The following is a 23,291-nucleotide window of genomic DNA, read 5'->3' on the forward strand; positions in this document are numbered from 1 at the left end:
CCGATGTCCGATAGCACGAAGCCCGTAGCGCTGATCACCGGTGGCGGCCGCGGCATGGGCGAGGCGATTGCCCGCGAACTGGCCGCGCAGGGCTATCGTCTAGCGCTGATGTCGCCCTCCGAAAGCTGCGAGAAGTTGGCCTTCGAGCTTGGTGGCGTTGCCTCGCGCGGCGTGGCGGAAAAGGCCGAAGACATCCAGGCGATTTTTGACCTGACGATGAAGACCTATGGCCGCATCGACGCTGTCGTGAACCACACCGGTCATCCGCCGAAGGGCGATCTCCTGGATATCACTGATGAGATGTGGACCCTCGGTTCCGACATGATGATCCTGTCGCTGGTGCGCATGGCCCGCCTCGTGACGCCCGTCATGCTCAAGCAGGGCAAGGGCGCTTTCGTAAACATCACGACCTTCGCCGCCTATGAACCGTCACTGATGTTCCCCGTTTCCTGCACCTATCGCGCGGCGGCAGGCGCCTTCACCAAGCTTTATTCGGATCGCTATGCTGCGGATAATATCCGCATGAACTGCATGCTGCCCGGTTATATCGACAGCCTTAACCACAAGCCGGAAACCGCTGACAAGATCCCGATGAAGCGGATCGGCCATATGGAAGAAATCGCAAAGACCGCAGCTTTCCTGCTTTCCGACGGCGCGGGCTACATCACGGGTCAGAATATCCGCGTCGATGGCGGCGTCACGCGTCACGTTTGATAGGAGTATAAAATGAGGTGGAAGCGTACCATCCAGCTTCTGGACGTTCACTGCGAAGGCGAGATCGGAAAGGTCGCGATTGGCGGTCTGCCGAAAATCCCCGGCGAGACCGTTGCCGCGCAGCTTCACTGGTTGAATACCGACCCCAAGGGCACCGAGCTTCGCCGTTTCCTCTGCCTCGAGCCGCGGGGCGCGCCGATCGGGTCCGTCAATCTGCTCTTGCCCGCCAAGCATCCCGATGCCGATGCAGCCTTCGTCATCCTGCAGCCGGATCAGGCGCATGCGAGTTCGGGCTCGAATTCGATTTGCGTCACCACCGCGCTGCTCGAATCCGGCATCGTAGAAATGAAGGAACCTGAAACGATCGTTACCCTGGAGACTGCGGCCGGTCTGGTAAAGGCGTTGGCAACCTGCCGCGATGGCCGCTGCGAGAAGGTGCAGCTCACCATGGTTCCGGCTTTCGTCCATCAACTGGACGTCGAGATCCAGACGCCGCATTGGGGCAAGGTCAAAGCGGACATCTGCTATGGCGGTGTCTTCTATGCACTGATCGATGTCCGCCAGATCAACCTGACGATTGAGAAGACGAATGCCGCAGGCCTCGTTCAGGCAGGAATGATCCTCAAGGAGATCATCAATCGCGACATCCCGGTCGTACATCCCGAAATTCCAGCCATCTCCGGTGTTGCCTATGTGATGTTCCGCGATACCGAGCCGGATGGCGCGGTGCGCACCTGCACGACCATGTGGCCCGGCCGCGCCGACCGCTCGCCCTGCGGCACCGGCAGCTCGGCGAACCTGACTGCGCTCCATGCGCGCGGCATGGCCAAGGTCGGCGATATCTTCAGGTCACGCTCGATCATCGGCTCGGAATTCGAGGTTGGCTTGCAAGCGGTCACCGAAGTCGCAGGCCGCCCGGCCATCATCCCGACGATCACCGGCCGCGGTTTCACCTTCGGCCTGTCTCAGGTGGCGCTCGACCCCTTCGATCCGCATCCGGATGGCTTCGCGCTGACGGATGTCTGGGGGCCGCAGGCGGGGGAGATTTAAGCGTTAATAGTCGAAAGGCTCGACCTCGGCCTTGGCGCCTTCGCCGGCAGCCTTCGGGTAGATGACGCCTTTGCGCAGGATGATATTGGCGTAGAGACGCGGCTCGCTTGTCTGAATGACGGCGTGGGCGGCGCGAACGCGGCTATAGAAATCCTGGCCGACGAGCGGCGTCACTTGGCGATGCGGCTCGTGCTTGGCGCAGCAGTCGATCATTTCCTCGTGCACGGGATCGAGCTTGTCGCGCTCGGCCTTGACGGTCGAGCGGAAGATCGCTTCCGGCACGAAATCGTCGATCGGCAGCACGCTCAGAACCGCGTCGAGCACCGGTACGACGCCGTGGCCGTCGAGACGGATCAGGCGCCGCCCATGCTCGACACCCGGATAATTGCCGTCGACGATGGCGATCTCGTCGCCGTGGCCCATCTCGCGCAGCGTCGAAAGCAGTTGCGGACTTAAGAGCGGATCAAGTCCCTTCAGCATTTTCGATCTCCTTGAAAAGCACATTCTGGTCGGTCAGATAGCGCGCAAAAATCGGCAGGCTCGCGCCACCGATCGCGCGCGCTTGCGCCCCCACCACACCCTCGATGATCTCTGGCATCACAACACCCTGGAGGTCGAGTTTCGCGGCCTCGCGGATCGTTGCGCTTACGATACGCTTGCGCACCCAGCCGGGGAAGCCGCCGTCGATGACGGCTGCGCTGAAATCGATGATCGAGGCAGCGGCAACGATCGCCTGCGCCAAGGCTTTCGCGGTATCCTGGATCCAGGTCTCCATCGGCGCGCCGAAATCCACCCAGTCGTCGGCGGAATACCAGAGCGGCTGAGGGTCGATGCCTTTCTCGCGCAGCATGTTTTCGAGCACGAAGATCGAGGCAATATCGAGAAGCTGGCGGTTCTCGCCGTTCTTGCCGCGTACCGGAAGCGGGCCGATCGCGCCGGCAGTGCCGGTTCGGCCGGAGAAGATCGCCGAATTGAGGACGATGCCGCCGCCGATGAACGAGCCTATGAAAAGATAGACGAAATCCGGGTAGGATGGGCCGACGCCGAAGACGAGCTCAGCGCCGCAGGCGCTGGTCGCATCGTTTTGCAGATAGACCGGATGTGAAACGCGCGCGGCAACTTCGGCCTGCAGGTCGAACCCGCGCCAGACTTCCATCGCGCCCTCCGGCGCGCCGACCTCGTCTGCCCAGTTCCAAAGCTCGAAGGGCGCGGCAATGCCGATGCCTGCGATCCGGCTCCGTTGCCTCTCGTCGAGCCTGCTTTCAAGCTCCCGGATGCCGGAAATGATGAAGGCGAGAATTTCGTCGGGTTGGGGATAGGCATATGTCCGGTGCAACTGCATGCGGATGCGCCCGACGAAATCCATCAAAACCAGATCGGCGCTGCGCCGGCCCATCTTTACGCCGAAGGAATAGACGGCGTCGGGATTGAGGTGCATCGGGATCGACGGCTGTCCGACGCGGCCGCGAACAGGTTCGCCTCTTGAAAGCACCCCCTCCCTCTCCAGTTCCCTCATGATGACGGAAACGGTTTGAGCAGAAAGGCCGCTGCGGCGTGCGATGTCGGCCTTCGAAAGCGAGCCGTAGAGGCGCACCAGCGAAAGGACCAACCGCTCGTTATAAGCGCGCACCCTGACCTGGTTCGCGCCTCCCGCCGGATTGAGAATAGGTGGTGTGCCCGGCGCGTGCGTCGGACCGTCCAAGGACGACATTGGGCCACTCCTCCCGTTCATTGGCCTATGCCTGATTTGTTCAACATGCCACATGGAATTAATAATTCAATTGGATTTATTTATTGACAAGCGAATTTCTTTTCGTTCTTAATTGCGATCGTTAACAGTGTGGGACGGCTTTGGAGGAGGCCTTTGACTGAATCTGCGGTGTCGTCCCGTATCTCAAATTCCGGTTCTGCCATGCGGGCGTGCCGGCTAATCTCTGGGAGGAGTTCATGAAGAAATCAGTTCTGGCTTTCGGCGCGCTTGCACTCGGCGTTGCTTTTTCCGCTCCGGCCATGGCCGCGGATGTTTCCGCCTGCCTGATCACCAAGACGGACACCAATCCGTTCTTCGTCAAGATGAAGGAAGGCGCGACGGCCAAGGCGAAGGAACTCGGCGTTACGCTGAAGTCCTACGCCGGTAAGATCGACGGCGACAGCGAAAGCCAGGTTGCTGCTATCGAAAGCTGCATTGCCGATGGCGCGAAGGGCATTCTGATCACTGCATCGGATACCAAGGGCATCGTTTCTTCCGTCAAGAAAGCGCGCGACGCTGGCCTGCTGGTCATCGCGCTCGACACGCCGCTCGATCCGGCCGATGCCGCTGACGCGACCTTTGCGACCGACAACCTGCTCGCCGGCAAGCTGATTGGCCAGTGGGCCAAGGAAACGCTTGGCGACAAGGCCAAGGACGCCAAGGTCGGCTTCCTCGATCTGACGCCGTCGCAGCCGACCGTCGACGTTCTGCGCGACCAGGGCTTCATGATGGGCTTCGGCATCGACCCCAAGGACCCGAACAAGATCGGCGATGAGGACGATCCGCGCATCGTCGGTCATGATGTGACCAACGGCAACGAAGAAGGCGGCCGCAAGGCCATGGAAAACCTTCTCCAGAAGGATCCGAGCATCAACGTGATCCACACGATCAACGAACCGGCCGCTGTTGGTGCCTATCAGGCGCTGAAGGCTGTCGGAATGGAGAGCAATGTGCTGATCGTGTCGGTCGACGGTGGTTGCCCGGGCGTCCAGTCGGTCAAGGACGGCGTCATCGGCGCCACCTCGCAGCAGTACCCGCTGATGATGGCGGCTCTCGGCGTCGAGGCGATCAAGAAGTTCGCCGATAGCGGTGAAAAGCCGAAGCCGACCGAGGGCAAGTCCTTCTTCGATACCGGCGTTTCGCTCGTCACCGACAAGCCGGTTTCCGGCGTCGAGTCGATCGATACCAAGGTCGGCACCGACAAGTGCTGGGGCTGAGCCTGGCTATCTAGCCACAACAACGGCCGGGGCTCGATCCTCGGCCGTTTTCGACAGACGACAAGCTCTTGCCTCAAGAACCGGCGTGCGAAGACCGGAGCAATATGGGCAATAGCTTCCGCGCGCGGTTCGGCGCGAAAGCGGAGGAGAAAAAATGACCGGATCACAGGAATTCGAACGGGTTCTTGACGGCAGTGACAAGAATGTTGCGTCGTTCGAACACCAGGACATCTCATTTCTGAAGCGTGCGCAGCACTTCCTGCACTCGACGCCGGCAGCGGTGCCGCTGATCGTGCTGGTGCTGGCGATCATCATTTTCGGCATGGCGATTGGTGGGCGGTTCTTCTCGTCCTACACGCTCACGCTCATTCTGCAGCAGATCGCCATCGTCGGCATCCTCGGCGCGGCCCAGACGCTGGTCATCCTGACCGCCGGCATCGATCTTTCGATCGGCGTCATCATGGTCATTTCCGCCGTCATCATGGGCAACTGTGCCATCACCTACGGAATTCCAACGCCGATTGCCGTCATCCTCGGCATGCTGGTCGGCGGCCTATGCGGCTTGCTCAACGGTTTTCTCGTCGCCTACATGAAGCTGCCGCCGTTCATCGTGACGCTCGGCACGTGGAATATCGTTATGGCGACGAATTTCATCTACTCGGCAAACGAGACGATCCGCGATGCGGACGTGGATGCGCAGGCGCCGCTGCTGCATTTCTTCGCGCTCAGTTTCAAGGTCGGCAATGCGGTCTTGACGCTCGGCGTCATCGCCATGGTGCTGCTGGTGCTCGGGCTCTGGTATGTTCTCAACCACACGGCCTGGGGTAGGCACGTTTATGCGGTCGGCGACGATCCGGAGGCGGCAAAGCTCTCCGGCATCCAAACCAAGAGCGTGCTGCTCACGGTCTATGCAATCTCGGGCGTCATCGCAGCCTTTGCAGCCTGGGTATCGATCGGCCGCAACGGCTCCATCTCGCCATCTTCAGCGGTCACCGATTATAACCTGCAGGCGATCACCGCGACCGTGATCGGCGGTATCTCGCTCTTTGGCGGCCGCGGTTCCATCCTCGGCACCCTGTTTGGCGCGATGATCGTCGGCGTCGTGTCCATGGGCCTCAACATGCTCGGGGCCGACCCCCAGTGGAAAGTCCTGCTGACCGGCGTGCTCATCATCGCCGCTGTCGCAATCGACCAGTGGATCAGAAAGGTTTCGGTGTAATCATGGCTGTTGAACCCATCCTTACCGCCCGCGGCCTCGTGAAGCGCTACGGACGCGTCACCGCGCTCGACAACGCAGACTTCGACCTCTATCCCGGCGAAATCCTCGCCGTCATCGGCGACAACGGCGCCGGCAAGTCGTCGCTCATCAAGGCGATTTCCGGTGCAGTTACTCCCGACGAGGGCGAGATCACGCTGGAGGGCAAGCCGGTCCACTTCAGGTCGCCGATGGAGGCGCGTGAGGCGGGCATCGAGACCGTCTATCAGAACCTTGCGCTTTCCCCCGCCTTGTCGATTGCCGACAACATGTTTCTTGGCCGTGAGATCAGGAGGCCGGGCGTGCTCGGCAGTTGGTTCCGCATGCTCGATCGGCCGGCGATGGAAAAACGCGCCCGAACGAAGCTCTCGGAACTGGGCCTGATGACGATCCAGAACATCAATCAGGCGGTCGAAACGCTCTCCGGCGGCCAGCGCCAGGGTGTGGCGGTTGCGCGCGCGGCCGCTTTCGGCTCCAAGGTTGTCATCATGGATGAGCCGACAGCCGCACTCGGAGTGAAGGAAAGCCGTCGCGTGCTGGAACTGATCCTCGACGTGCGTTCCCGCGGCTTGCCGATCGTGCTCATTTCGCACAACATGCCGCATGTCTTCGAAGTCGCGGACCGTATCCACATCCACCGGCTCGGCCGCCGCCTGACGGTCATCAACCCGAAGGAATATACCATGTCCGACGCCGTGGCATTCATGACCGGCGCCAAGACGGTCCCCACGGATCCGGTTCCCGCATGAGCGTAACCACCGAGGAAATCGCCGGCGAGGTGGTCACCCGCGCCGGCGACACCAAGCGCTTCCTGATCGGAATCGCCGGTCCGCCGGGCGCCGGCAAGTCGACCATGGCGGACAATCTCGCCGATGCGCTGAGAGCGCGGGGAGAAACCGCGGAAGTGCTGCCGATGGACGGCTTTCACATGGACAACGCAGTTCTGAGCGAGCGCGGTCTGCTCGCCCGCAAGGGCGTGCCGGAAAGCTTCGACGTCCGCGGTTTTCTGGACATCATTCGCGCCGTGCGTCCAGCCGACCAGGAAGTGCTAATCCCGGTCTTCGACCGGGTCCGCGAGATCGCCATCGCATCGGCCCGCGTCGTCTCGCCGGAGCATCGCTTCATCATCGTCGAGGGCAACTACCTTCTGCTCAGCCAGGGCAAGTGGGCGGAGCTTGAGGGTATCTTCGACTACTCCATCATGCTTGCACCGCCGATCGAGGTGCTGGAAGAGCGGCTCTTAGCCCGCTGGCGCGGCTACAAGCTGACGGAAGAGCAGGCGAGTGCCAAGGTCTATGGCAATGACCTGCCGAATGGCAGGCTCATCCTGGAAAACCGCCGCCGCGCCGATGTAACGCTCGAGATCGCCTGACAATTGAAGCGGCAAAATGTTTGCCATGAGCCGTGCCGGGGTGATAATGCGCGGGGCAGAGCCTTGAAGGCCGCCCTACCGGAGTTATAGCGCATGCAGTCCATCACCATCCGCCGCCCCGACGACTGGCACCTTCATCTGCGCGACGGCGCGATGCTTGAAGGCGTGATCGGCGATACCAGCCGCAACTTCGCCCGTGCCATCATCATGCCAAATCTCGTGCCGCCGGTCGTGACGACGGCGGATGCGAAAGCCTATCTCGAGCGGATCATGAAGGCATTGCCGAGCGGCGATCGCTTCGAGCCGTTGATGACGCTCTATTTGACGGAGGATACGAGCGCCGACGATGTCGAGGAAGGCAAGAAAAGCGGCCGGATCACGGCGGTGAAACTGTATCCGGCGGGTGCGACTACCAATTCCCATAGCGGCGTGCGCGACATGGAAAAGGCCATGCCGGTGCTGGAGCGCATGGCGAAGATCGGTCTGCCGCTTTGCGTGCATGGTGAAGTTACGACGCCTGAGGTCGATATCTTCGACCGTGAGGCGGTATTCATCGAAACGGTGCTCGATCCCCTGCGCAAGCGCCTGCCGGAGCTGAAAGTCACGATGGAGCACGTAACGACGGCAGACGGCATCGACTACATCAAGTCGTCGAAAGCCAATCTCGCAGGCTCCATTACGACACACCACCTGATCATCAACCGCAATGCAATCCTGGTCGGCGGCGTCCGGCCGCATTATTACTGCCTGCCGGTCGCCAAGCGCGAAACCCACCGCCTGGCGCTGCGTGCAGCCGCTGTGAGCGGCGACAAGCGCTTCTTCCTCGGCACCGATTCGGCCCCACATATCGATCCGCTGAAGGAGTGCGCCTGTGGCTGCGCTGGCATCTATTCCTCGATCAATACGATGAGTTGCCTTGCCCATGTCTTCGAGCAGGAGGGCGCGCTCGACAAGCTCGAAGCCTTCGTCTCGCTGAACGGCCCGGCCTGGTACGGCCTTCGGCCGAACGAAGAGCGCGTCACGCTGGTGAAGCGTGAAGTGCCCGTGTCGTTTCCGACGAAGATCGAAACCGGTGCCGGAACGGTGACGGTGTTCGATCCCATGTTCCCGCTGCACTGGGACGTCGAACGCTCTTGATCGGCTCGTTCAATTTTTCTAGGGTCGTTTCCGGCAGGATGCGGCCAGCCGTCCCGCGGCGTGCGAGCGCTAAGGTGAATGCATCCAGATAAATCCTTCACATCCTTGCCTTTGGCGAACGATGGCGAACGGGTCAGCAGACGCGGGCACTGATCTTCCTGTTTGCCGCCGACCGAAGGATGAACGATGCGCGATTTTCGCGATGCCAAGCTTATGGCAAAAGCCCTGCGGCAGGCTCCTGGCCGGCCGAGATATTACCCTCACGCATTGCGAGACGCTGGAGATTGTCGCCAGGCAATTCGGCTTCGATCAATGGAACATTCTTGCGGCCAGGCTTGATGGAGCGGACGCCAGCCCCGGCAATATCGACATAGAACCGCCGATTCCCATCTTCCGTATTTTCGATGTCGACAAGGCGATGGAGTTCTATTGCGGCTTTTTAGGCTTCAAGCTGGATTGGGAACACCGCTTCGGCGATCAGTTTCCGCTCTATTGCCAGGTCTCACGCGGCAGCATGCTGCTGCATCTGAGCGAGCATTCCGGCGACGCTAGCCCCGGCGCCAGAGCCTTTGTGCCGGTGAACGGTGTTCGCGCCTTCCAGGCGGAACTCGTCGGCAAGTATTATCGTTACATGAAGCCGGGTGTTGAAGAGGCGCCGTGGGGGCTAGAGATGCAGGTCGTCGACCCCTTCAACAACCGCATCACCTTCTGCGAAAGATGCTGAAAGGCGGGCGGGAGGAGCAACGTCCTCCCGCTTCCATCAAAGAATCATCAGGGCGCGGACGAAGGCTGCTGCGGAAAGCAGGGACGCGATCGTGCGGAGGTGGTTCCACCAGGTCCAATCCTTCAAATAGGTATTCCAGACGCCGACGGCTTGCGCGCCATTACCGCTGACCTTTGCCAGCGCATCATTCATCGGCACGTTGAAGACGATAGTTGAAATAAAGGATGCGACGACATAGAGCCCGGCACCAGCCAGCATCCAAATGCCTGCGCTTCCCCGCCAGTCGATGACGGCCAGGACGGCGATCAGGACGGATAGGATGGCGGTCGGAATGAAGACGAGCATGAACGGCGAGCGCACGATCGTCACGTTGATCGAATTCATTGCCGCGATGCCTTGCTCAGGCGGAATGCGGGAAAAGGCGGTCATGATGAAGGTCGAGAAGGCAAAGAAGATACCGGCGACAAGGCCGCTGCCGATTGCAGCGGTGACAAGCGCGAAGGTGAGGATCATTCCCATGGTCATGTCTCCCATATGCCGGTCACCGCGGTCTCGCGGGCATATTGGCTGAAGTTTTTCGGCGGCCGGCCGAGGATTTCCGCAACACCGTTCATGACGCGCGAATTGCGGCCGTCGAGAACCTTGCCGAAAAGCTCCTCGAGAAGATCGATCGTTCCTGCCGGCAGGTCGGCCGAAGTGAGTCCGGCCTTGAAGTCTTCCATGGAAACCTGACGGTAGCGGATCGTCCGGCCGGTCGCCGTCGCGATCTCCGATACCGCTTCGCGGAAGGTAAGCGCGCCTGGCCCGGTCAATTCGTAGGTTTTGCCGAGGTGGCGCTGGTCGGTCAGCGCGGCAACGGCCGCATCGGCAATGTCATCGGCATCGGTGAAGGGCTCCTTGACCTCACCCGCGGGCAGGACGAGCTCTCCCGCGGCGATCGAATCTTTAAACGCGCCTTCGCTGAAGTTCTGGCAGAACCAGGATGCTCGCAGGATCGTGTAGCCGATGCCGGCGGCTTTGAGCATCTCTTCGCTGCGCTCGGCACCATCTTCACCGCGGCCGGAGAGCAGGACGATATGCCGTAAGCCGCAATCAACGGCCGTCCGAGCGAATTCGCCGATCGCGTCCGCAGCCCAGGCCACGGCAAGATCAGGCTGAAAGGTCACGTATGCGCTGGTGGCACCCTCAAGCGCCGCGAGCCAGGTTGCTCTATTTTCCCAATCAAAGGGGCGTGTGCTGGAGCGCGAAGCGAAGCGCGACCTGATTCCGCGCTCTTTGAGCCGGGAAGCGACGCGCCCGCCTGTTTTGCCCGCGCCGCCGACAAGGATGATTTCGGAATTCTGCATTTGACTGCTCCTCCCACAAAACAAGAGAAAATCTCGTATTTGCATAATGAGATAAACTCTCTTATTTTATCCGTCAATAGAAAAATGGAGTGCCGAATGCCGGAACAAACCGTGGTTAGGCGTAAAAGAGGATTGCAATCGGCCGGTCAACCTCGACGCATCCCGCGCCAGCAGCGGGGTCGGGAACGCTTCGAGAAGATCTTGTCGGTGGCAGTGGAACTGATCGAAAAGAATGGCAGCGACGCCCTGAAGATGAGCGAAATCGTTGAAAAGGCCGAGCTTTCCTTCGGCGCTCTTTACCAGTATTTCCCGGACAAGAGCTCCATCATCCGGACGCTTGCCGAACGCTTCAACGAGCGGGGCAGGCACTGCGTAGACGAAGAGCTGGCCAAGGTAACAAGCACCAAAACGCTGCAGCCGGCGCTCTGCAACATCGTCGATCAGTATTGCGATTTCTTCCGCAGAGAACCGGTCATGCGCGACATCTGGCATGCGACCCAGGCCGACAAGCTGCTGCAGCAGGTCGATGCCGAGGACATGGAATTCCACTCGCAAAGACTGTTCGAGGTCTTGGAAAAACTGTGGCCGGAGCGCGAACGAGGCGAATTGCTGGCGATTGCGCGGCTGACGATGCATTTGCTTGCAGCGGCCGTGCGCTATTCGATCTCAGTCAGCGAGGAGGAGGGGCGGACTGCGATCGCGCTCTACAAGAGAATGCTGCCGACCGATATCGGCAGGCTTCTCGACAACCCGTCGTGCTAGACGGGCATAAGGCTGCGGAGCATAAAATAGGCGATGCCTCCCATGGCAACCGCGACTGCTGACGCCAAAGCCAAGGCGACGCCATACTCCCGCGTGCCGGCGGTGAAGGCCAGCACAGCCTTTGTTATGACATTGACGGCGACCGCAATCAGGATGACGTCGGCGGCGGTTTTGACATTGATCGCCGTGCCCATAAGGCGCGCCGTCGAAAGTGTGATGGCGTCCACATCGACCAGCCCGGAGATCGCGGCCACGGCGTAAAGTGCCGACGCGCCGATATAGTCGATTGCCATCTTCGATATCAGGCTGATCAACCCAAGCAGCGCGGCGAAAGAGAAGACCATGCGAAGTTCGAACGGGTTCTTCAGCTCAATTTCCGGCACCTCTCTCGCGGAGCCGGAACGCCAGACCCAGAAGACGCCCGCAATCATGAAGCCGATGATCGCCGGGATCAGGCCGGCTGCAAGCGGAGCAAGCAAGTCGAGCGAGAAGGCGCTGCCGATGACAAGAACACGGGCAAAGGACAAGGCTCCAGCAACGGCCGCCCCGGCCGCCAGATGTTTCGAACCCTGAGGCGCCTGCTTGGAATAACGTGCGAATGAGAGCGTCAGCGCAGTGGAAGAAACCAGTCCCCCGGCAGCCCCTGCCAGCAGGATGCCACGAGTCGTGCCAGTCAGCTTGATTGCGAGATAGCCGGCAAAGGAAAGTGCTGCGATGGTAATGGTCAGCACCCAGAGGGAAAAAGGGTTGAGCGCGCCCCAAGGGTCGAGCGGCCTGTCCGGAAGCACCGGTAGGGCAACCACGGTCATGGCAAGCAGCACCAGCGCAGAGCGAAGCTCCGGCCAGGTCATACCTCTCAGAAAGCCATGCAGGCTGTGGCGCGCGGCAAGAATTATCGTCATCACGACGCCGCTTGCAGCCGCAGTCACGATGTCACCGACAGCGGCGAGAACGCCAAGCCCGAAAACCGCAAGCGCAGCCACGACCGAGGTTATGCTGTAATCTTCGTCTTCCTGGGTCTCCAGCCAATTCCCCGCTATATAGACGAGGCCAAGCAGTGCCGCGATCGTCGCCGGCAGGAAGGGGCCGATCACCGAATGCAGCGTCCCGGCTATTCCGCCGAGAAAACCAGTGAGGGCGAATGTGCGGATACCTGCTGTCCTGCCGCCCGCCCGGACGTCGCGCTCCTGCCAGCCCCGCTCGACGCCGACAAGCAGGCCAATCGCAAGCGCCACGCCGAGGCGCTGAAAGATTTCGAGATGTTCCATAGTCTTACGATATTCCTGTCATGTCATCGTACAATCAGAAATGTTTGAAGGAGTTGACGCATTCGTTGCTATTCTTGACGCCGGAACCGTCGCAGTTCTGGAATCTTTTCGCGCTTGCTGCTATTGCCCCATGGATTTAAGCGAAGGAGAGAGCGATGATCCACACGACATTTCCCGACCGCGCCGTCATGGCCGAACTGGTGGCGAAGATGCTCTGGGAGATCAGGGCGGTCCATTTCAACGCCGCCCAGCCCTACAAGCTCTCCTCCGGCATGGCGAGCCCGGTCTATATCGATTGCCGCAAGCTGCTCTCTTTCCCGCGAATCCGTTCCACGGTGATGGACTTCGCCGCAGGCGTCGTCCTTCGTGACGCCGGTTTCGAGCAGTTCGATTGCATTGCCGGCGGCGAGACGGCGGGGATCCCCTTCGCCGCGTTGCTTGCCGATCGTCTCGGCCTGCCGATGATTTATGTGCGCAAACAGCCGAAGGGCCATGGCCGCAATGCGCAGATCGAAGGCAATATGCCCGAAGGTTCGCGCGTCCTCGTCATCGAGGATCTGACGACGGCGGGCGGCAGCATGTTCAAGTTCATCGATGCCGTCCGCGCGGCTGGCGGCATCGTTGATCACGGTATTGCACTCTTCTACTACGGCATCTTTGACGAAGGCGCGCTGCGCTTTGCTGACGGGAAGGTGAAGCTACATTACATCGCTACCTGGCGTGACGTTCTGGCTGTTGCGAAAGCGCAGGAGCTTTTCGACGAGAAGACGCTCAGCGAAGTGGAAGCCTTCCTCGACGCGCCGCTCGCCTGGTCGGGCCGCAACGGCGGCGTTTCGTCGCTTTAAGGCCAGATAGGCAAAGTGCGGCTTTGCTTTTGCCACGAAATTATCTAATCGATTTGAAGACCGAAATTCACCGATACGTTGGGAGGCCGGAATGATTTTGTGCTGTGGCGAAGCGTTGATCGACATGCTGCCGCGGGAGACGACGCTCGGCGAGAAGAGCTTCGCGCCCTATGCCGGCGGAGCGATCTTCAACACGGCGATTGCGCTCGGCAGGCTTGGCGTTCCGACGTCCTTCTTTACCGGCATCGCCGATGACATGATGGGCGATATCCTGCGCGAGACGCTGGTCGCCAGCAATGTCGATTTCAGCCTTTGCGCCATATCGCCCCGCCCGTCGACGCTCGCATTCGTTAAGCTGGTGAACGGACAGGCGACTTATGCCTTCTACGATGAAGGCACGGCCGGCCGCATGATCACCACAGACGATCTGCCGGTCCTCGGCGACGATTGTGAGGCGCTACATTTCGGCGCGATCAGCCTGATCCCGAGTCCCTGCGGCGAGACGTACGAGACGCTACTCGATCGAGAGGCCGGAAAGCGCGTCATCTCGCTCGATCCGAACATCCGCCCCGGCTTCATCAAGAACAAGGAAGCCCACATGGCGCGCATCAAGCGCATGGCGGCGAAATCCGATATCGTCAAGTTTTCCGACGAGGATCTGGAATGGTTTGGCCTTGAAGGCAGCCATGACGATCTGGCGGCCCACTGGCTGAAGCATGGCGCCAAGCTCGTCGTCATCACCAAGGGCGCGGAAGGCGCGTCGGGATACACCAAGGATCGCAAGGTCGTTGTGCCGAGCCAGCGCGTCAGCGTGGTCGACACAGTTGGTGCGGGCGATACATTCGATGCGGGCATCCTTGCTTCGCTGAAGATGGACAATCTGCTGACCAAGGCGCAGGTTGCCTCCCTCGACGAAAAGGCGCTGCACAACGCTCTGTCGCTTGGGGCAAAGGCCGCGGCCGTCACCGTTTCGCGCGCCGGCGCCAATCCGCCCTGGGCGCACGAAATCGGCCGTTGAGCTACGCAAGCCGATCAAGAAAGCCGAGGACTTCGCGATTGAAGTGCTCGGGCCGCTGCAGTGGCGCGAAGTGGCCGACATCGGGCAGCAGGATGAGCTCCGCATCAGGGATGTTGCGCGCGAGATAGTCGGCATGCTCGGGCTTGATGAATTCGTCGCGCTCACCCAGCACGACCGCGACTGGCACCTTGATCCGCGCGAGATCGCTCGCTGTGTAGTTGGGCTCGGTCGCCATCATCCTGCTGACGTCCTGAACAAAGGCATCGAACTGATCGGGTGTTGCCGATAGTGCCTGATAGTCCTTCCTGTGCCGGCTGAAGCAGCGATCGATGACCGGTGTCGCGACAAACTCTTTCGTGCCGCTCGGATCCATATTGCACGCGAAGAAGAAGACGCCACAGACGCGGTCCGGATGCTGATCGGCAAGGATGAGTGCCGTGCAGGCGCCATCACTCCAGCCGACGAGCGCTGCTTTGGCGAGCTCTAGATGATCCATGATTTCCAGAACGTCCGTTGCCATCAACTCGTACTCATACGGCTGGCTATCGCGCGTGCTGCGGCCATGCCCCCGGCTGTCGATGACCACAACCTGCCGGCCGGACTCGATCAATGCCGGCACTTGGTAGCCCCAATTGCCGCTGTTACCAAGCCCGCCATGCAGCAGGATCACCGCGGGACCGTTCCCGTAAGTCGCGTACCAGATCCTGGCGCCGTCATGCTCGACGACACCTGCGGATGCCGCCGTCGGCAGCGGTGGCGCGCCCTCTGCCTCAAAAATCTTGAGCTCGTCGTCCATCACACTCATCCGGCTCTCCCTTCCTGATACAAACGATCAGATGTGGCGCGTTTCGACAGCTTCAAATGAAAATCACAGATCCCATCCGAGATCTTGAAGCACGATCCGATAGCGTCGGGATCGTCGAACGTCAGACCGATATGGTCCCAGGGAGAATTGGTAGGAGGTGAAATAAGACACCATCAGATCGTCTTAGGCTTCGAAAGTCGCACAATGCCTAAACGGGATGCCAGGCTCAGGGAGACCCGTCGTGTACCGGCAGCCGCGACAAGGGCGAGCCGAGGAGCAGAGCAGGCACAGCATCTCGTCGAACGGACTTACGTGGCCAATTCGACGGACAAACGAGTCATTCGCATTTACATCTACTAGGCCGATAGACGAGCCTCGACAAAGTGTTCGGCGGCTTCTTCGAGTGCTTCTTCCGCCCACTGATTGAGGCTCTTTCCTGAAAGCTCGGCAGCAAGAGCTGCTCGGCGGTGCACTTCAGGAGCGACACGAAACATCATCTTGCCAGAATAGGGTTTCTGAGGCTCTTTTCCTATTGTCTTGCATGTCTGGACGTAATCATCGACAGCCTCATGAAAGGCTTTCTTAATTTCAGAGACGCTGTCACCGTGAAAGCCGATGACATCGGAAATACCTGCAATCTTGCCAAAAAATACTTCGTCCTCAGCGTCAAATTCGATGCGAGCGTGGTAGCCGTTGTAAGTCATGGTGTTCATGGTGTTGCTCCAATCTGGGTCAGGAACTCGCGAGCATCGCGCACCTGATAGCGCTTCGCTTCCTTGTCCGGGTGAGGTCGATGGAAGCTCGCAATGATGCCGTCTTTTTCGAACTTAACGCGAGAGCCGTTTCCCTCGATTACATTCGCCCCGGCAGCGACAAGCAGGTTCTCGATTGCCGTCCATTCAATGGTTCCAGAGACCGGATCCTTGAAGACGGCCGCCAGAGTCTTTCTCTGCTTGCTGTTCATGCTAGCAAATATATAGGCGCTTGCTGATTATGCAAGCACATATTCGGCAGCCCAAGCAGGCTAGAAATATGGGTCCATAGTTTTCTAATCGCCCTTATGAGGCAGTCGATCAATTCGAAGAATAGGCTCGTGACTACGTTCTCGCCGACATCGGTGTTATCAGGGGTCTGCAGCTCGAATCTTTTCAAGGCGAGGGATTGGAGTTGCCTCTTGGCGCGATCGATCCAGTCCGGCAAGCAATACAAAGGGCAAACTTCCATCCAAGCCGGCCCTGACGTTCTCGTCGGCGCGACAGGCAGCTCTGGAGCGCTTCGCCGCGCCCGCGGCCGAGCCCGCCCATCAATCCAGGAGATCACTTCGCCGTGAGGCCTGGGCTCCGTCATGAAACGAAATTAAGCCGCTCCAATTCCTTCCAGCAATTCAGCTTGTATTCGGAGGGCGCCGATGAACGTCTTTTCCCTAAAGCCGGATTTCTCTCCGCTAGAATTGGATTTCTCGCGCTCGCCTCCGTCGCGACTGTCGCCTCCGGCGTGGCCCTCGGCCCGGCGCGCGCCGAGCTGCTCGCACGTGTTCCCGCCGCGCGCGAAATGGCGGTCTGCGGCGACATATTGTTCGTTGGAACCAAAGGTTCCTCGGTCTATGCCGTGCCATTCTCCGGCGGTCGCGCCCGGCGGGTCGCCTCCGGATTCTCCGCTCCGAACGGAGTCGCATGCTCCCGCGGTCGTTTGTTCGTCGCTTCGAGAAACAGCGTAACCGCGTTCAACATCGGGCGTGGGGGCGCTCTGAGCGGTAGGCGTGATATTCGTCGAGACTTGCCGAATTCGGGAGCCCACAGTTTTCGCTATATCGCCGTCGGTCCCGATTCCCGGCTCTATGTCTCGTTGGGATCGCCTTGCAACATTTGCTTGCCGCGCGGGCTGCAAGGCACGATCGTCAGCATGGACCAGGACGGGTCCGACCTTCGACGAGTGCCTGGGGTGTGCGCAATTCGGTCGGCTTCGACTGGCGCGGCGGTACGATGTTCTTTACCGACAACGGCGCCGACCGAATGGGCGACGATATCCCACCAGACGAGCTGAACGCGCTGCAGCCCGGCGGCTTTTACGGCTTTCCCTTTTTCGGAGGCCAGATCCGGCTCAAAGGGTTCGAGGACGCGCCGCCGCCCGCGCGGCAGATTTCGCCCGTCTTCAACTTTCAGGCACATGTCGCAACCTTGGGAATCCATTTTTTCCGCGGCCTCGGCGGCGACGCCCTGGTTGCCGAGCACGGCAGTTGGGACAGGTCTGTTCCGGTCGGCCGTCAGGTAGTGCGGGTGCGCTTCCAAGGGGGGCGCCCCGTCTCCGCGACGACTTTTGCCAGATCCGTCGGACGGCCCGTGGACGTCAAGGAAGCGCCGGACGGTTCGGTCCTCGTATCCGACGACGCCGGAGGCGCGATTTACGTCTTCAGGCGGTGACGTCCGAGGGTTCCTTAGAGGGGACCCGTCAGGTTAACGGCGTGGTTGGTCGGATGAGCGCTTCGAGGTAGTCGGGTTCAAGATTGGCGAGCTTGCCGCGGACTTCGAGACGCTGCGAAAGCCTCCCGACACCGGTTGCGCATTGCGCCTTATGCGACCTTGAACGATGGTCCGTTCGGTGAACATGTTCTCGTTCTGTGTTGCGAAAGCCGCACAATGCCTAGTTTGGAACTGTGCTTTTCGCACCACTCAACATACTGAGATCTGACTTCATGCGCCAAGACGTTCCTTGCAGATCGTCTCCACAAGCGCCTGCAGGTCCTTTACGCGCGCAACAAGCCATTGCAGTTCTTCATTTCTGATCGTGTAGCTCGACGAATAGCGGGCTTCGACATAAGCCCGTGACAACAGCTCGAATGAGCGGCGGGCAAAGCGAGTGTCACGCGGCCAGGCCGAAACCAGCCGCGCATCGGCGCTTTCGGCTCGCGAGCGCAGCACTTTGATGCGGTGGGACTTCGGGCTGTAGAGCGTCAAGGTGAGCAAGACGCAATGATAAAAGCGCTCTGTGGCTTGGTGAAGATCGAAGGCTGCCTCGACGGAATAATTTTTCGCAACTGCAATCTCTGCAAGTTCGAAGCGATGGCAAGCGGTCGGAAACCACTGATCGAAATACCGCTGCGCCTCGGCCTTCGCCTCCTCTGGCGTCAGCGCCTTCGGCTGGGCGAGGGGATGGCCGGGCTCCTCGTAGAGCACGATCCCGTCTTTGGCGATGTCGGTAAAGAATGGCCGGCCGCGTGCCAACTGGTCGTTGACGTCTGAGAGGCAGTGGACGATCGGGATCACCGGCGTTTCGATCCGGTGGCTGATCTGCTCCTGCAGCAACCGTTCCTCCAGCGCCTCCCACAGCTCATGCTCCTCGGCAAAGCTCTTGGTGTTGACGACGATCAGAAGGTCATAGTCGGAGCGGTAGCCGCTTGAGCGATCCTCGACCCAGTCGCCGCGGGCATAGGAGCCGTAAAGGATGACCTTGAGAACCTTGCCGGCGGCCTTCTTGCCGGACAACTTGGTGGCGCGGAACTGCTCGACCTCGAAAAACAGGATTTGCAGAATACGGGCGAGCTCTCGACGCTTCTTGTCGGGCAGATGGTCGAGATGGTCTGTCAGGGTCACTGCCGCGTCGAAGCCTTCGGTGGGAATCGTATCCATCGTAGCGGCTCATCGGTTGTTACGCATCTAAACTCTTTACGCGCACGTGTTATGGATTACAACCATATTTCGCTGGTACACCTCTCCCCGCAAAGCGAAAAGGGTTATCCTTGTCTTCGGTCCGAAATCTCACTGTCGCGGGCTTCTCTTGCGGTTCGGATCAACGCCGGCCCGCTCGGCGAGATACCTCCTCACATCCGCTGGGAGGAGGATCCGACAGCTATCGCCGAGGGGCGCAACCCAAAGGATCCAAGTGATCTTACGTGGCGAGCTTCGCCAATGCTGCAACAAGCCCCTGAGTCGAGCTATCGTGTCCTGCCGCGCTCTCCGTGCCTTCAATAACCGGCAGCAGGCCGGTCGCCAGTTCCTTGCCGAGCTCGACACCCCACTGGTCGAAGGAGTTGATGCGGAAGAGCACGCCTTCGACGAATACGCGATGCTCGTAGAGGGCAATCAGGCGGCCGAGCGCATAGGGCGTCAGTTTATCATAGACGAAGGTGATCGATGGCCGGTTGCCGGTGAAGACCCGGTGCGGCGCGATGAAATCGGCCTTCTTGTCGTCCATCCCCTTGGCTGTGAGCTGCGCTTTGGCTTCCTCGAAAGTGCGGCCCTTCATGAGCGCTTCGGACTGCGCCAGGCAATTGGCCATCAGCAATTGGTGCTGGTGGCGCAGTTCCGGCTCGAAGGCATTGGCGGCGATCATGAATTCACCGGGAATAATGCTCGTTCCCTGGTGGATGAGTTGGAAGAATGCGTGCTGGCCGTTGGTCCCAGGCTCGCCCCAGACCACCGGGCCGGAATTGCTCTCGACCGGCGTGCCGTCGATCGTCACACCCTTGCCGTTGGATTCCATGTCGAGCTGCTGCAGGTAGGCCGGGAAGCGCGAAAGGCGCTGGTCGTAGGGCAGGATCGCACAGGTGGGATAACCCAGCACATTGCGATGGTAAAAGCCGATGAGGCCGAGCAGCATCGGCAGGTTTTCGGTAACCGGAGCCTTACGGAAATGGTTGTCCATTGCATGCGCGCCGTCGAGGAACTTGCCAAAGTTTTCCGGTCCGATCGCGATCATCAGCGGCAGGCCGATGGCCGACCAGATGGAATAGCGGCCACCGACCCAATCCCAGAAACCGAAGACGCGTTCGCGCGCGATGCCGAAGGCGGCGACCTTGTCGAGCGCCGTCGAGACGGCCGCGAAATGGTGCTGCACCGCAGCCTCACCCAGCGCCTTGGCGATGAAATTGCGCGCCGTCTGCGCATTGGTCATCGTCTCGATCGTCGTGAAGGTCTTCGAGGCAATGATGAAGAGCGTCGTTTCCGGCTGGACCTGCTTCAGGATGTCGGCGATATGGGCGCCGTCGATGTTGGAGACGAAATGCGCGCGCGGGCCATCATGGAAGGGCGCGAGCGCCAGGGTCGCCATGACCGGGCCGAGGTCCGAGCCGCCGATCCCGATATTGACGACGTCGGTGATCTGCTTGCCCGTCGCGCCCTTCAGCGCGCCGGAGCGGATGCCGTCGGCGAACTTGCCCATGGCGGCGAGAACGCCGTTGACCTCCGGCATCACATCCTTGCCGTCGACCAGCACCGCGGTGTTGGAGCGGTTGCGAAGCGCAGTGTGTAGAACGGCGCGGTCTTCTGTGAAGTTGATCGCCTTGCCGGAAAACATTTCCTCGCGCTTCTTCTCCACACCGCCTTCTTCTGCGAGCTTGACAAGAAGCGCCAGGATTTCGTCGTTCACGGCGGTCTTTGAATAGTCCATCAAAAGGTCGTCGAGCGAGGCGGTGAAGCGCGAGAAGCGCTGCGGATCGGCCGCGAAGGCGTCGCGGATATCGGTTGCCTTCGTGGCGGCCGCAGTGCTCTTCAGCTGTTCGACGATGACATTCATGGGAGGCTCCTTGAAGGCGGAAAGGGTTGCGGAAACTATTCGCTTTGTAGGGCGTAAATCAAGTTCAGCCACCGCCGGAATGCAAAAAAGCCACCCGCGCACAGGCGGATGGCTTCAAATTTCATGCGGGTGTCAAAATCAGCCGCGCAGGTCCTTGCGCAGAATCTTGCCGACCGGCGATTTCGGCAATTCGGTGCGGAATTCGATATGGCGGGGACGCTTGTAGTTGGTGAGGTTGGCGGCACAATGGGCCCTCACATCGGCCTCGGTCAGCGCCAGGTCCTTCCGCACCACGAAGAGTTTCACCGCTTCGCCGGAATGGCCATCCGGCACGCCGATCGCGGCGGCCTCGATGATGCCCGGGTGCATGGCGGCGACTTCCTCGATCTCGTTCGGATAGACGTTGAAACCGGAAACCAGGATCATGTCCTTCTTGCGGTCAACGATCTTGGTGTAGCCGCGCTCGTCCATGAAGCCCATGTCGCCGCTGCGGAAAAAGCCGTCCGCCGTCATCACCTTCGCGGTCTCCTCCGGCTTCTGCCAGTAGCCGGCCATCACCTGCGGACCGCGGATGCAGATCTCGCCGATCTCGCCGAGCGGCAGAGAATTGCCGTTTTCATCGCGGATGTCGATCTCGGTAGAGGGGAGAGGCAAGCCGATCGAGCCGGTGAATTCCGGCGAATCGAAGCGGTTGGCGGTTGCGACCGGCGAGGTCTCGGAAAGGCCGTAGCCCTCGGTGATGTGCGAGCCCGTCATCTTCAGCCAGCGTTCGGCGACCGGCCGCTGCACCGCCATGCCACCGCCGAGCGACATGATGAGCGAGGAGAAATCGAGCTTGGCGAAATCGGCATTGTTCATCAGCGCGTTGAACAGCGTGTTGAGGCCGGGGAAGATATGGACGTTCGACTTGCCGAATTCTTTGACAAAGCCCGGAATGTCGCGCGGATTGGCGATCAGAATGTTGTGCGCGCCGAGCGACATACCCATCAGCGAATTCACCGTCAGCGCGAAGATGTGATAAAGCGGCAGTGCGCACATGAAGTTGAGCACGTCCGGCTGCTTCTTGAGCTCGAAAGCGGATTTCAGCCAAAGCTGCAGCTGCCGTTTGTTGGCAAGCAGGTTCTGGTGTGTCAGCACCGCACCCTTGGCCACACCCGTGGTGCCGCCGGTATATTGAAGGAAGGCGATATCGCTGCCCTTGATGGCCGGCGGTTGCAGCGGTTTGCGTGCACCTTCGCCCAAGATCTGCTTGAATGTCTTGTGCTGCGGGATCGACCAGGAGGGGACCAGCTTCTTCACCTTGCGGACGACGAAATTGACGATCAGTCCCTTTGGACCCAGCATTTCGCCAAGCGAAGTCACCACCACATGGCGCACATCGGTCTTTGCCAGCACCTGTTCGACCGTCCGGGCGAAATTCTCCAGTACGAAGATCGCCTTGGCACCTGAATCGCGCAGCTGGTGTTCCAGTTCGCGCGGCGTATAGAGTGGATTGACATTCACGACGACCAGGCCGGCGCGCAGGATGCCGTAGACCGCGATAGGGTTCTGCAGCACATTCGGCATCATCACGGCGACCCGATCGCCTTTCTGAAGACCGATGCTTTGCAGCCAGGCTGCGACCTTGCGTGTCTGCTCTCCAAGCTCCCGATAGGTGAGCGTCTTGCCCATGCTCGAAAAGGCAACACGGGTTGCATAGGTCCCGCAGGATTTGTCCAGCAGATCCGCCAGCGATTCATGCTCCGGCGGCGGCAGTTCGGCCGGAACGATCGCGGGATAGGCGGCAAGCCAGGGTTTTTCCCGCTTCGAGCCACCTGGATGGACGGAAATGCTGCTCATCGTGTCTCTCTCCCTATCCGGCAACGGATGCCGGTCTGCGGCTGCCGGTCGGATGATCCTCCATCCTCCGAAGGGCAGCTTATGCCAATGCTTGAACGGTTCAAGCTGGATTAGAGTTACACTAACTTTGACGTAAACGTCAACGTGCTTCCGGCGCTCCGGTAATCCGGGAACTTTTGAGTTCGAAGACACGTTTTATTTCCATGACTGACACGTGAGGAGAAGCAGAAATGCTCAATGAAGAGGCTGATGTCATCCGCGATCCCAATGTGAAGGATACTCCGTCGCTGATTGCAAGTGACCGCGTTGAGGGCACTCGTGTCTATGGCGCCGATGGCAAGCACATCGGCTCGATCGAGCGCCTGATCATCGGAAAGCAGGACGGCCGCGTGGCCTATGCCGTGATGAGCTTTGGCGGCTTCTTGGGTATCGGCCACGACCACTACCCGCTGCCTTGGGAAAAGCTGAACTACGACACGCAGCTTGACGGCTACCGTATCGACCTCACGAAGGAGGAGATCGAAAACGCGCCGAGCTACGCGGACGATGACGACAACTGGTACAACGATAATAGCCGCCGAATCTATGACTACTACGGCGTGCCACCTTACTGGATGTAACGTCGTTCGCGCGAACGAGCCGGAAAGGGCCCCGCGGCTGGCGGGGCCTTTTGGTGTC

The 23,291-nt window shown here is 60.2% G+C and carries 22 protein-coding genes and 2 pseudogenes; 13 read left to right on the forward strand and 11 right to left on the reverse strand.

The genetic code is table 11. The annotated features are described in order from the left end of the window. Positions 1–3: 3 nt before the first annotated feature. Complete coding sequence (locus QA644_RS00490; protein ID WP_283070563.1) at positions 4–714, forward strand: SDR family oxidoreductase; 711 nt, start codon at positions 4–6, stop codon at positions 712–714. A 12-nt stretch (positions 715–726) separates the two neighbouring features. Next, a complete protein-coding gene (locus QA644_RS00495; RefSeq protein WP_074066501.1) occupies positions 727–1,764 on the forward strand; it encodes a proline racemase family protein in 1,038 nt (345 codons plus the stop codon). A 3-nt stretch (positions 1,765–1,767) separates the two neighbouring features. On the opposite strand, the gene QA644_RS00500 is transcribed toward QA644_RS00495, so the two are convergent. Further along, positions 1,768–2,244 carry an RbsD/FucU domain-containing protein gene (locus QA644_RS00500; protein WP_239595764.1) on the reverse strand — a complete coding sequence of 159 codons (477 nt, stop codon included), beginning with the start codon at positions 2,242–2,244 and terminating at the stop codon, positions 1,768–1,770. Further along, positions 2,228–3,475, reverse strand: coding sequence for an ROK family transcriptional regulator (locus QA644_RS00505; RefSeq protein WP_194728812.1), 1,248 nt, complete (start codon positions 3,473–3,475; stop codon positions 2,228–2,230). Before QA644_RS00505 ends, QA644_RS00500 begins: the two co-directional genes overlap by 17 nt. A 236-nt stretch (positions 3,476–3,711) precedes the next feature. Between QA644_RS00505 and QA644_RS00510 the strand changes: the two genes are divergently transcribed. The 6 genes and pseudogenes from QA644_RS00510 to QA644_RS00535 all read left to right on the forward strand — a co-directional run bounded on the left by QA644_RS00510 (position 3,712) and on the right by QA644_RS00535 (position 9,219). After that, positions 3,712–4,731, forward strand: a complete 1,020-nt coding sequence (locus QA644_RS00510; protein WP_022713541.1) for a sugar ABC transporter substrate-binding protein — start codon at positions 3,712–3,714, stop codon at positions 4,729–4,731. Positions 4,732–4,885: 154 nt separating this feature from the next. Continuing rightward, positions 4,886–5,950 (forward strand): ABC transporter permease, encoded by a 1,065-nt coding sequence (locus QA644_RS00515; RefSeq protein WP_074066504.1) that lies wholly within the window; start codon positions 4,886–4,888, stop codon positions 5,948–5,950. Positions 5,951–5,952: 2 nt separating this feature from the next. After that, positions 5,953–6,735, forward strand: coding sequence for an ATP-binding cassette domain-containing protein (locus QA644_RS00520; protein ID WP_074066505.1), 783 nt, complete (start codon positions 5,953–5,955; stop codon positions 6,733–6,735). Then, a complete protein-coding gene (locus tag QA644_RS00525; RefSeq protein ID WP_283070564.1) occupies positions 6,732–7,358 on the forward strand; it encodes a nucleoside triphosphate hydrolase in 627 nt (208 codons plus the stop codon). The genes QA644_RS00520 and QA644_RS00525 overlap by 4 nt, the downstream gene beginning before the upstream one ends. Positions 7,359–7,451: 93 nt before the next feature. Next, a complete protein-coding gene (gene pyrC / locus QA644_RS00530; RefSeq protein ID WP_283070565.1) occupies positions 7,452–8,495 on the forward strand; it encodes a dihydroorotase in 1,044 nt (347 codons plus the stop codon). A gap of 186 nt (positions 8,496–8,681) precedes the next feature. Then, positions 8,682–9,219 (forward strand): annotated as a pseudogene (locus QA644_RS00535) (glyoxalase superfamily protein). A 36-nt stretch (positions 9,220–9,255) separates the two neighbouring features. Here QA644_RS00535 and QA644_RS00540 read toward each other — a convergent pair. Both QA644_RS00540 and QA644_RS00545 read right to left on the reverse strand, forming a co-directional pair. Continuing rightward, a complete protein-coding gene (locus QA644_RS00540; RefSeq protein ID WP_239595753.1) occupies positions 9,256–9,738 on the reverse strand; it encodes an anthrone oxygenase family protein in 483 nt (160 codons plus the stop codon). A gap of 2 nt (positions 9,739–9,740) precedes the next feature. After that, positions 9,741–10,565, reverse strand: a complete 825-nt coding sequence (locus QA644_RS00545) for an NmrA family NAD(P)-binding protein (protein WP_283070567.1) — start codon at positions 10,563–10,565, stop codon at positions 9,741–9,743. Between the two features lie 96 nt (positions 10,566–10,661). Between QA644_RS00545 and QA644_RS00550 the strand changes: the two genes are divergently transcribed. Further along, positions 10,662–11,327 carry a TetR family transcriptional regulator gene (locus QA644_RS00550; RefSeq protein ID WP_283070569.1) on the forward strand — a complete coding sequence of 222 codons (666 nt, stop codon included), beginning with the start codon at positions 10,662–10,664 and terminating at the stop codon, positions 11,325–11,327. Here QA644_RS00550 and QA644_RS00555 read toward each other — a convergent pair. Next, on the reverse strand, positions 11,324–12,595 hold the full coding sequence (locus QA644_RS00555; protein ID WP_283070571.1) for an MgtC/SapB family protein: 1,272 nt from the start codon (positions 12,593–12,595) through the stop codon (positions 11,324–11,326). The two genes, QA644_RS00550 and QA644_RS00555, sit on opposite strands and share 4 nt — an antisense overlap. Before the next feature lie 155 nt (positions 12,596–12,750). Between QA644_RS00555 and QA644_RS00560 the strand changes: the two genes are divergently transcribed. Next, positions 12,751–13,440 (forward strand): orotate phosphoribosyltransferase, encoded by a 690-nt coding sequence (locus QA644_RS00560; protein WP_074066511.1) that lies wholly within the window; start codon positions 12,751–12,753, stop codon positions 13,438–13,440. Between the two features lie 91 nt (positions 13,441–13,531). Beyond that, complete coding sequence (locus tag QA644_RS00565) at positions 13,532–14,458, forward strand: carbohydrate kinase (RefSeq protein WP_283070572.1); 927 nt, start codon at positions 13,532–13,534, stop codon at positions 14,456–14,458. A 1-nt stretch (position 14,459) separates the two neighbouring features. Here QA644_RS00565 and QA644_RS00570 read toward each other — a convergent pair whose 3' ends face one another. The 3 genes from QA644_RS00570 to QA644_RS00580 form a co-directional block, all read right to left on the reverse strand. After that, positions 14,460–15,263, reverse strand: a complete 804-nt coding sequence (locus QA644_RS00570) for an alpha/beta hydrolase (protein WP_283070585.1) — start codon at positions 15,261–15,263, stop codon at positions 14,460–14,462. A 356-nt stretch (positions 15,264–15,619) separates the two neighbouring features. After that, positions 15,620–15,976 (reverse strand): type II toxin-antitoxin system HicB family antitoxin, encoded by a 357-nt coding sequence (locus QA644_RS00575; protein ID WP_283070586.1) that lies wholly within the window; start codon positions 15,974–15,976, stop codon positions 15,620–15,622. Continuing rightward, on the reverse strand, positions 15,973–16,227 hold the full coding sequence (locus QA644_RS00580; protein ID WP_283070588.1) for a type II toxin-antitoxin system HicA family toxin: 255 nt from the start codon (positions 16,225–16,227) through the stop codon (positions 15,973–15,975). The genes QA644_RS00575 and QA644_RS00580 overlap by 4 nt, the downstream gene beginning before the upstream one ends. 425 nt (positions 16,228–16,652) lie before the next feature. Between QA644_RS00580 and QA644_RS35095 the strand changes: the two are divergent. Next, positions 16,653–17,683 (forward strand): annotated as a pseudogene (locus QA644_RS35095) (PQQ-dependent sugar dehydrogenase). Positions 17,684–17,953: 270 nt separating this feature from the next. On the opposite strand, the gene QA644_RS00590 reads toward QA644_RS35095, so the two are convergent. The 3 genes from QA644_RS00590 to QA644_RS00600 form a co-directional block, all read right to left on the reverse strand. Then, the gene (locus tag QA644_RS00590) at positions 17,954–18,889 is read right to left on the reverse strand and encodes a HEPN domain-containing protein (protein ID WP_283070592.1); all 936 of its coding nucleotides are present in this window, start codon (positions 18,887–18,889) and stop codon (positions 17,954–17,956) included. Positions 18,890–19,148: 259 nt separating this feature from the next. Beyond that, entirely contained in the window at positions 19,149–20,774 is a 1,626-nt protein-coding gene (pgi, locus tag QA644_RS00595; protein ID WP_283070593.1) for a glucose-6-phosphate isomerase, read from the reverse strand. Positions 20,775–20,912: 138 nt separating this feature from the next. Next, a complete protein-coding gene (locus QA644_RS00600) occupies positions 20,913–22,613 on the reverse strand; it encodes a long-chain fatty acid--CoA ligase (RefSeq protein ID WP_239595729.1) in 1,701 nt (566 codons plus the stop codon). Positions 22,614–22,843: 230 nt separating this feature from the next. On the opposite strand from QA644_RS00600, the gene QA644_RS00605 reads away from it, so the two are divergent. Beyond that, positions 22,844–23,233 carry a PRC-barrel domain-containing protein gene (locus tag QA644_RS00605; RefSeq protein WP_283070595.1) on the forward strand — a complete coding sequence of 130 codons (390 nt, stop codon included), beginning with the start codon at positions 22,844–22,846 and terminating at the stop codon, positions 23,231–23,233. Positions 23,234–23,291 lie beyond the last annotated feature (58 nt).

The organism is Rhizobium sp. CC1099, from assembly GCF_029714385.1.
Taxonomy (GTDB): domain Bacteria; phylum Pseudomonadota; class Alphaproteobacteria; order Rhizobiales; family Rhizobiaceae; genus Rhizobium.

What these genes read in the sequence shown, in the direction of transcription:
- pgi (WP_283070593.1), bottom strand. Translation starts at nt 20,774, where the DNA reads ATGAATGTCATCGTCGAACAGCTGAAGAGCACTGCGGCCGCCACGAAG.
- QA644_RS00500 (WP_239595764.1), bottom strand. Translation starts at nt 2,244, where the DNA reads ATGCTGAAGGGACTTGATCCGCTCTTAAGTCCGCAACTGCTTTCGACG.
- QA644_RS00505 (WP_194728812.1), bottom strand. Translation starts at nt 3,475, where the DNA reads ATGTCGTCCTTGGACGGTCCGACGCACGCGCCGGGCACACCACCTATT.
- QA644_RS00560 (WP_074066511.1), top strand. Translation starts at nt 12,751, where the DNA reads ATGATCCACACGACATTTCCCGACCGCGCCGTCATGGCCGAACTGGTG.
- QA644_RS00490 (WP_283070563.1), top strand. Translation starts at nt 4, where the DNA reads ATGTCCGATAGCACGAAGCCCGTAGCGCTGATCACCGGTGGCGGCCGC.
- QA644_RS00565 (WP_283070572.1), top strand. Translation starts at nt 13,532, where the DNA reads ATGATTTTGTGCTGTGGCGAAGCGTTGATCGACATGCTGCCGCGGGAG.
- pyrC (WP_283070565.1), top strand. Translation starts at nt 7,452, where the DNA reads ATGCAGTCCATCACCATCCGCCGCCCCGACGACTGGCACCTTCATCTG.
- QA644_RS00590 (WP_283070592.1), bottom strand. Translation starts at nt 18,889, where the DNA reads ATGGATACGATTCCCACCGAAGGCTTCGACGCGGCAGTGACCCTGACA.
- QA644_RS00600 (WP_239595729.1), bottom strand. Translation starts at nt 22,613, where the DNA reads ATGAGCAGCATTTCCGTCCATCCAGGTGGCTCGAAGCGGGAAAAACCC.
- QA644_RS00555 (WP_283070571.1), bottom strand. Translation starts at nt 12,595, where the DNA reads ATGGAACATCTCGAAATCTTTCAGCGCCTCGGCGTGGCGCTTGCGATT.
- QA644_RS00495 (WP_074066501.1), top strand. Translation starts at nt 727, where the DNA reads ATGAGGTGGAAGCGTACCATCCAGCTTCTGGACGTTCACTGCGAAGGC.
- QA644_RS00605 (WP_283070595.1), top strand. Translation starts at nt 22,844, where the DNA reads ATGCTCAATGAAGAGGCTGATGTCATCCGCGATCCCAATGTGAAGGAT.
- QA644_RS00545 (WP_283070567.1), bottom strand. Translation starts at nt 10,565, where the DNA reads ATGCAGAATTCCGAAATCATCCTTGTCGGCGGCGCGGGCAAAACAGGC.
- QA644_RS00540 (WP_239595753.1), bottom strand. Translation starts at nt 9,738, where the DNA reads ATGGGAATGATCCTCACCTTCGCGCTTGTCACCGCTGCAATCGGCAGC.
- QA644_RS00580 (WP_283070588.1), bottom strand. Translation starts at nt 16,227, where the DNA reads ATGAACAGCAAGCAGAGAAAGACTCTGGCGGCCGTCTTCAAGGATCCG.
- QA644_RS00520 (WP_074066505.1), top strand. Translation starts at nt 5,953, where the DNA reads ATGGCTGTTGAACCCATCCTTACCGCCCGCGGCCTCGTGAAGCGCTAC.
- QA644_RS00510 (WP_022713541.1), top strand. Translation starts at nt 3,712, where the DNA reads ATGAAGAAATCAGTTCTGGCTTTCGGCGCGCTTGCACTCGGCGTTGCT.
- QA644_RS00570 (WP_283070585.1), bottom strand. Translation starts at nt 15,263, where the DNA reads ATGAGTGTGATGGACGACGAGCTCAAGATTTTTGAGGCAGAGGGCGCG.
- QA644_RS00515 (WP_074066504.1), top strand. Translation starts at nt 4,886, where the DNA reads ATGACCGGATCACAGGAATTCGAACGGGTTCTTGACGGCAGTGACAAG.
- QA644_RS00575 (WP_283070586.1), bottom strand. Translation starts at nt 15,976, where the DNA reads ATGAACACCATGACTTACAACGGCTACCACGCTCGCATCGAATTTGAC.
- QA644_RS00525 (WP_283070564.1), top strand. Translation starts at nt 6,732, where the DNA reads ATGAGCGTAACCACCGAGGAAATCGCCGGCGAGGTGGTCACCCGCGCC.
- QA644_RS00550 (WP_283070569.1), top strand. Translation starts at nt 10,662, where the DNA reads ATGCCGGAACAAACCGTGGTTAGGCGTAAAAGAGGATTGCAATCGGCC.